The organism is Oleiphilus sp. HI0123, from assembly GCF_001635315.1.
Window position 1 is genome coordinate 1 of record NZ_LWGE01001237.1, and the last position, 8,010, is coordinate 8,010.

Below are 8,010 nucleotides of genomic sequence, written 5' to 3' on the forward strand. Positions count from 1 at the left end.
AAATAAAGGTATTCAAAATACCGGCGCTGGTATTAAGACTTAAGGGGCCGGTTTTGAATAGCTCCGGGTTATGAACTTTGGCAACGATATAGAGGATAAAGAACAAGCCAAATTCAAATAACTCTGCAAAGACCAGAACCCATATAGCGATATCACCGGGAACATGTTTCCCTGCACTTACTTCCTGCTCAATGCTCATAGGTTTATTTTCGCTAGCGCCCTAGAAATAGGTCATGACCAAGAGTTCAATGGCAGCCAGAGTTTCGGTCTCGTCGGTTAAAGGTTGAGCCAAGCACGATAAACACGCCTCGCGAGCATTCAGCCCTGACTTAATCATCTTGGCGGTATAAATCAGCAGCCTGGTCGATGCCGCTTCTTCCAAGTCATAGTCTTTTAGGCGACGTAAATCCCCACCCAGGCTAACCAGCTTCTTGGCGGTATCTTTGTCGATATTGGATTCCTGACAGATGATTACCGTTTCCCGTTCTGCCAAGGGGTATTCAAACTCCATCGCAACAAAGCGTTGGCGGGTACTTGGCTTCAGCCCCTTCATTACGTTCTGGTAGCCAGGGTTATAAGAGATCACCAACATAAAGTCAGGATGAGCAATAATTTCTTCGCCCGTACGCTCTACAGGTAAAACGCGACGGTGGTCAGACAGTGGGTGAAGCACAACCGTAGTATCTTTCCGTGCTTCAATGACTTCATCTAAATAACAAATACCGCCTTCTCGCACCGCCCTGGTAAGCGGGCCATCCTGCCAATAGGTTCCGTCTTTGCCAATTAAGTGTCGACCTACCAAGTCTGTTGCGCTTAGATCATCATGACAGGCAATCGTGTATAAAGGCCGATCAAGTTTCTTGGCCATGTGCTCAACAAATCGGGTTTTACCACAACCTGTAGGTCCCTTAATCAAAACCGGCAAATTATTGTTGGCGGCGTGCTCGAAGATAACAACTTCATTTCCCTGCGCTAGATAATTCGTTGGCATGTCGTTCTCCATTTAAAAAGCTTGACCCTTGTCGTCTTACGATAGACCTGTAAGGTTCAAGTAAATTTTTGGCAGCAATGCAGGTAAACGCGCAGTATCACTAATCACTGCATAACCATGATCACCAAAAAGGTAAGGTAAATAATCGTTTCCATCTTCATCGATGGTAATACAAAATGGTTGCAAGCCCTGCTGCTTGGCCTCCTGAACCGCCTTACGAGTATCCTCTACTCCGTAACGGCCTTCGTAGTGATCAATATCATTTGGCTTGCCGTCTGAAACAATCAACATGAGGCGCTTTTGAGTTGCTTGTGTTTTTAACACTTCAGTTGATTGACGAATACCTGCGCCCATTCGCGTATAAAATCCCGGCTTGATTTCAAGAATTCGGCCACGTGCGGCATCGCCATAAGGTTCAGAGAAGTTTTTTAACAGGTTATATCGAACTTGTTTGTTCTTGATGGAGGAAAATCCATAGATTGCAAAAGGGTCCCCTGCACTGCTCAAGGCTTCGGCAAACAAGGTGATACTATCTCGAATAATATCTATCACACGCTGATTTGAGTTGATTCCCGAATCAGTCGACATAGATAAATCCGCTAATAACAAGCAGGAAATATCTCGTTGGCTTTCTTTACGGTGCTTATAAAAGTTGTCATTGCCTGTATTAGTATCAGGCTCAACAATAGATTCGATACAGGCATCCAGATCCAGCTCGCTACCTAAAGGCTGACGGCGAAGCCAATGCTGTTGAAATTTCAAAGCGCTGAATCGATGCCTGAGCTGGTTTGCAGTTTTAGTTAAGTGACCAGGAACGCCACTTGGCTCGGCGTCATCCGCTAGCATGGGCTGCAATAAACAAAAGTCTTCAATATAGACAGACTTTCTGTAATCCCATTCACGAAGGCGTATGCCATCACCAATGGCTAAATCATCGTTATGCGGGGCGGGTAAATCCAGGTCGAACTTGATCTTAGCTGCGCCAGCCCGGCGCTTACGAGAAAGCGTAATAATATCCAGATCTTCTGCAACGGAACTGGCATCATCGTCTACATCCTCTTCCTGAGGTCTGTCTAGATCAACATGCTCCGTCCAGCTGAATAAGCTATCGAGCATAAAGATTAATAAGCCATCGGTCTTCTTGGCATCATCGGTGCGCTGAGCATCTTTACGCGGGCCACGAACTTTCTCAGTCTGGGCACCGCTGCTTTCAGCTGGCAGCTCTTCTTCATCTTCTTCAATCGGTGCAACACTAACCCCATGAATCGGTTCTGGGTAGAGCCATAGGCTAATCGGGAAAGGGTCGCCCGGCGCTTTCGGGAGTGTTTCGACGCTCCCTGGGTCTTTTAGTGCTTGATGTATCGCAAGCTCGCGATCAAGTCTTTCACCCTGTAATTTTTCCAAAGGAGGTCGCAAAGGCAAAACCGCGTCGACAAGGCGGAAATACCGCTCTCTTAACCCCGGTTTTGACTTTAGGATCTCTAGCGTCGCTTGCTGGTTATCGGTAAACCAGTGCGTCACTTTCGGTAGTTGAGCGGCCAAGGCCGTCAACCAGAAATATAAATCTTCGTTTAAAGCTTTGTCTTCAAATAAGGCATGTGATGTTGGCAAACGCAGACTACGTTCATCCTGCCATGCCAATTCACTTCGCTTATGCGTCCCCGCCATACGTTGAATCAGTCTACGACGAAATTTCAGCTCGCGTCCCATTGCACCTTCTATCACTTTGCCTGGGCTTCCGCCGAGAGCACGGTAAAAGGGTGCTAACTGAGCACTCAATTCGACTAAATCTACGCGCGCATCTTCAAACTCAGTTGAAGCTTGTCGCGTAACAAATCGATGCCAAAATTCACCAACTAACTCTTCCATCTAACACCTGATTAAACATCATAGATTATGGTTATGGAGTAAGGTGCAGCCCAAATATCTGACTGCACCTAAGTGGGGTCAATATAGCTGGCTAAGCTTATTCCTAAGTTCTAAGTTCAGCCAACTTGCACTTCACTTATGAAGCTGCTCTTTGCTCACCCTCAGGGATAACTAGACCTTGCTTATCGCCAACAAAGAAGCTTGCGAAGAACATGCCTACACCTGTAGTGAACATCACACCGAAGAACAAACGTACCCAGAAGACAGGATGAAGTTGTTCTTGAGTTGCCATAAAGCTCAGAGCATTTGCGTCATCTGGTAAACGCTGGAGAATAATCTGCCAGACGCCCGCCACTGTTAATGCCAAAGTAATACCGCACATTGCGATACACATTGTCCAGAACGACATACGCTCCAATCTCTGTGCTCTTTCACAGTTGCCGTGAGGGCGACCACGCATAATTGGCATTGAATAGGACATTATCGTCATCACAATCATTGAGTAAGCCCCAAAGAATGCTAGATGTCCGTGAGCTGCAGTAATCTGCGAACCGTGTGTAAAATAGTTCACCGGTGCTAGCGTATGAATGAAGCCCCATACACCTGCGCCCAAGAACGCCATTACCGAAGTACCTAAAGCCCAAGTCAATGCTATCTGGTTGCCATGCTCATGACGACGTTCACGAACCATCTTGAATGCGAACACAACCATCATGAAGAAAGGAATTGGTTCAAGCGCTGAGAAGATAGAACCCAGCCACAACCAGTACTCACCCGGGCCGATCCAGAAGTAGTGGTGCCCCATTCCTATCAGGCCGGTAATCAGTGCTAAAGCAATAATCACATACAACCACTTCTCTATTATCTCACGGTCAACGCCAGTCACTTTGATCAAGGTATAAGCCAAAATAGCACCCATGATCAATTCCCAAACACCTTCAACCCATAGGTGAACAACCCACCACCAGAAGAACTTATCAAGAACCAAGTTACCTGGGTTATAGAAAGAGAATAAGAAGAACACTGCCAAACCAATCAGACCTGTAATCAATACCATGTTGATCACTGTTTTGCGGCCCTTAAGGATGGTCATACCTACATTGAAGATGAACCCGAGACAAACGATGACAATACCAATTTTAGTAATCGTCGGTTGTTCAAGGAATTCTCGCCCCATGGTCGGTAAGAGTTCATTAAAAGTAATATCTGCCAAGGTGCTATAAGGCACTAGCAAATAACCTAGAATGGTCGCAACGCCGGCTGCGGCAAACACCCAAAACAGGATTTTGGCAAGCAAGGGGCTATACAGTTCAGTTTGACTCTCTTCTGGGACAAGGTAGTAAGTTGCTCCCATAAAGCCAAATAATAGCCAAACGATGAGCAAGTTCGTGTGCACCATACGTGCAACGTTAAACGGAATAGCACCTGCTAGAAAGTCACCAACGATATATTGAAGACCCATAATGAGCCCGAATACCGCCTGACCTGCGAACAGAACCATGGCGAAAATAAAATAGTTTTTTGCAACACTCTGCGATTCGTATTTCATAGCAACTCCCTAACCTTGCTTATTCGGTGGCCAGTCATTGTCATCAATGCGCGAGGTCCAGATCAGGAATTGAGAAACGTTATGTACGTCCTCTTCTGATAAATGGAACTGAGGCATTTGACGGCGACCTGGAACATTTAATGGCTGAATCGCCATCCAGTTTTGCATGAAGCTTTCAAATACCGCCTCATCACCGGCACCATATCGATCAAATACATTTGCAAGTTCAGGTGCAAAGTAAGCCCCTTCCCCCATCAAACTGTGACAACCGATACAATTGTTCTTTTCCCATATTTCTTTGCCCTTCACGACAGCTTCGGTAATATTTTCCCGATGATCTCGCTCCGGCAATATCCGCATTGTGTCAAAGGTCAGCCCGACAAGCAGCAGGAAGAAGAACACCCCACCACCATAATAAATATTTCGGGCCATTCCTTTGGTAAAGTTATCAGCCATGTTTGCCTCCTGTTTTTATCTCTTGCGCCGCTTTGAGTAACGGCTACCGAGCCTTTGAAAACCCGGTATACCCTTGACGGTCACCCCACTTGTAATGTGAACCCTCCTCCTTGATATGCTTTTCTGACATTCAATTATTGGGACAGAAAAACAAGCTCACGACTTAGCTATTACAAATACCGTACCAGGATATAGATCATTGTTTTTATTGTTATTTTTCTGATAAACCTTCATTATGACAACACTTTAAAGAAGTCTAAATGACACCCGTGAGTTAAAATGACAACAGAGAATTAGAAAGGCTTAAACAAGCCACACAGCTTCAATCGGGTCAGAACCATAGTCTCAACCAACCTGTTGGCTACACCCTCTCCGGCTCGTTGGCAGGCTAGTACTAGACAAAAATAGAGAGGGGGGGTGTAACCCTATAAGCAAAGCTAAGGGGTTACAGGTTGTGAACAGCAAACGGAAAAAAATCAGACTAGCTTTCTAGCAAAGACTCCCGCGCCCCAAACGCCGCCAAGAAAGGCGAATGCGACGCCGAAGAACACCATGATCAATGCCCGAGTATTAAGCACACTAAGGTCGCCAACACTAAGCATTGATAACATGGCGACGATAAACCCTACCGTTACGGCATTCAGCACGGGCGCACCGCTCTCCATTAAGGATGTAATAAAACCACCCAAAAAGAAGCTTAGCGCATATGAGCATATGCTGAGAAAGAACCACATCAGGTCTTTGTGTTCACCAATTAATGTGGAGTTTGAAGCAGCTTGACCGATATAAGAGGCAATTAATACATAGGCGAGCTGAGCACTTAGCAGGATCACAATGGTTGCAATACTGCCTAATATTAAAGATCTGAATCTCATGCTCATCGCCCTTTAAAGTATCATGTTAATGACTCGTGCCACGGGAGTAAGTGGTTTTATTAAAGACATTATACTTCCCCGAAGGCTTCGTCATCGGCAAGCGTTTCACTTCCTCAAGCGTTTGCGCATCATAGACAATCAACGCACCGTCCATATCCCAAATACTCATCAGGGCATAGCGACCATCTTTGGTGAATTCAATATGAGCCGCCGTCTTGCCGGGAATAGGCTGCAGTGTTTTAACAATCTCCAATGTCGATTTATCGATAACGTGCATAAGGTCTTTGTTTGGACCAAAGAAAACATCGACCCAGGCATAAGGTGTCTTCTCATGGCTACGCATAAAAAAGCCTGGCCCTTTTGTTTCGATATGCTTAATTGTCTGCCAGTTATCCATATCGATAATGCTGACCTTTCCGTCCTTTAGGTTCGGCGTTGCCATCACTTCTTTGCCTTGATAATCCCAAGTAATCCCTGACCCCAAGTGCGGCATACCCGGGACATCTAGCTCACCAATTTCTTTGCGGGCATCTAGCGAGACGATAATCCCCTCGCCTTCACGTGAGGCACCGAAGAGTAAGCTATAGTCCTGGTTAAAAAAGAAGTCATCTAGATAGGCTGACACTTTGGCCTTTCGAATCGGGAAAGGTTCAGGTGTAACAACGTCCCCCGCTTCTTTGTGATAGCTATGCTCCCAACCAACGAAACCGGCAGGAGGTTTGTCTTCATAGTTTATTTCCCAAACCTCTTTTATATCTTTTAAGGCAGCAATAAAGCTATTTCTTGGCGGTGCATTGTAGACAGCACTGACGCGCGACGTATTACCATCCTTATCCTTAACATCAATCACCTTAATGGGAGACAGATCTTTGGTATCCAGGATCACCAAGTTATTCGGAAGGTAATTCGCCGCCATGGCATAGCGGCCGTCACTCGATACAGCGAGGTTACGTGTATTAATCCCCACCCTGACTTCAGAAACAATCTTTAGATTATAGATATCAAACTTGCTCACCCAGCCATCACGTGAAGCAAAGTAAACAAAGCGACCATCAGGTGAATACTTTGGCCCACCATGTAAGGCAAAGTGGGTTTTAAAACGATGGATAGGCTCAAATGTATCACCATTCAAAACCGTTGCATGATGATCACCTAGCTCAACGACAATGAACAAGTTCATCATATCGGCTTCAAAAACCGGCTTTTCACCTAAGTCGCCAGGCTTGAAAAAGACTTTTTGAGACTGATTAATATCACTCAAATCCCACTTCGGCATCTCTTTCAAAGGCGTATAGATCAGATCACCCAAAGCTTCGATTTCCGCGTCATTAAGCGTACTCATAAATGCTGGCATTTGCGTCGCTACGCGGCCATTTTTAATGACACCTAGCGCTTTATTTTTTCTCAAGCGCTTGAGGTTCCCAGGAAGTAAAGCCGGACCCATTGCACCCAAACGATTCTCACCATGACAGGCCTGACAATGAGTTTGGTATAGCTCCTGCCCCATTCTGCTATTGATATTTACTTCGGGCTCAGACGCGAGCTCCGGTGAGCCTGCAATAGCAAACGAGGAAAATAGACTTAAGAGAAATAACAGCTGTCTCACAATCAACCTACCTTAGTCATCATCTGTTCATGCCTGGAGGCTTCATCAAGCAAAGTAGCCTGATCAAAACCTTCGGTATCCAAAGCATTTACCACTCGGCCAATAACAATCAGTGTTGGCGGCTTGATTTGGTTCGCTAGAACAAATTCTGGCAAATCTGAAATATTGGTTCGATAGGTTCGATGATTCTCTGTGGTGCCGTTACTGATTAGGGCAACCGGCATGTCTTCGGCCAAGCCGTTATTAATTAACTCTCTAGACAGTATTGGTGATGTTTTAATACCCATGTAAATCACAACAGTGTGATCTTCACGTGCCAAAGCCTGCCAAGGTAAATCCAGCGTATCATCCTGAAGATGGCCCGTGATAAAAGTGCAACCATGAACAAAATCCCGGTGAGTTAATGGAATGCCGGAATAAGTCGTACAACCTGAAGCAGCGGTAACACCTGGGACGACTCGGCAAGCAACCCCCGCATCCAACAGTTCCTGAACCTCTTCACCACCACGACCAAAGATAAAAGGGTCACCGCCTTTAAGACGAGCAACCTTCTTGCCGCTCATCGCTTTTTCGACAATCAACTGGTTTATTTGCTCTTGGGGCAAAGCATGGTCGGCACTTTTCTTACCCACATAAATACACTCTGCCCTGGGCGACACTAATT

Annotated in this window: 7 protein-coding genes and 1 pseudogene; all 8 read right to left on the reverse strand. The window is 45.7% G+C overall.

Annotated features, from left to right (window positions below):
* Positions 1–199, reverse strand: a pseudogene (locus A3761_RS14360) (hypothetical protein); the annotation flags it as partial.
* Between the two features lie 21 nt (positions 200–220).
* Positions 221–991: a CbbQ/NirQ/NorQ/GpvN family protein gene (locus A3761_RS14365; RefSeq protein WP_156490492.1), complete on the reverse strand. Its 771-nt coding sequence runs from the start codon at positions 989–991 to the stop codon at positions 221–223.
* Positions 992–1,027: 36 nt separating this feature from the next.
* Positions 1,028–2,860: a nitric oxide reductase activation protein NorD gene (locus A3761_RS14370; RefSeq protein WP_068514308.1), complete on the reverse strand. Its 1,833-nt coding sequence runs from the start codon at positions 2,858–2,860 to the stop codon at positions 1,028–1,030.
* A 136-nt stretch (positions 2,861–2,996) separates the two neighbouring features.
* The gene (locus A3761_RS14375; RefSeq protein ID WP_068514304.1) at positions 2,997–4,409 is read right to left on the reverse strand and encodes a cbb3-type cytochrome c oxidase subunit I; all 1,413 of its coding nucleotides are present in this window, start codon (positions 4,407–4,409) and stop codon (positions 2,997–2,999) included.
* 9 nt (positions 4,410–4,418) lie between these two features.
* Entirely contained in the window at positions 4,419–4,865 is a 447-nt protein-coding gene (locus A3761_RS14380; RefSeq protein WP_068506849.1) for a cytochrome c, read from the reverse strand.
* Positions 4,866–5,341: 476 nt separating this feature from the next.
* Positions 5,342–5,740 (reverse strand): hypothetical protein, encoded by a 399-nt coding sequence (locus tag A3761_RS14385; protein WP_068509634.1) that lies wholly within the window; start codon positions 5,738–5,740, stop codon positions 5,342–5,344.
* 25 nt (positions 5,741–5,765) lie between these two features.
* Positions 5,766–7,346, reverse strand: a complete 1,581-nt coding sequence (locus A3761_RS14390; RefSeq protein ID WP_231875546.1) for a cytochrome D1 domain-containing protein — start codon at positions 7,344–7,346, stop codon at positions 5,766–5,768.
* A 2-nt stretch (positions 7,347–7,348) separates the two neighbouring features.
* Positions 7,349–8,010: uroporphyrinogen-III C-methyltransferase (gene cobA, locus A3761_RS14395; RefSeq protein ID WP_156491854.1), on the reverse strand; the 662-nt coding region annotated here is incomplete at its 5' end.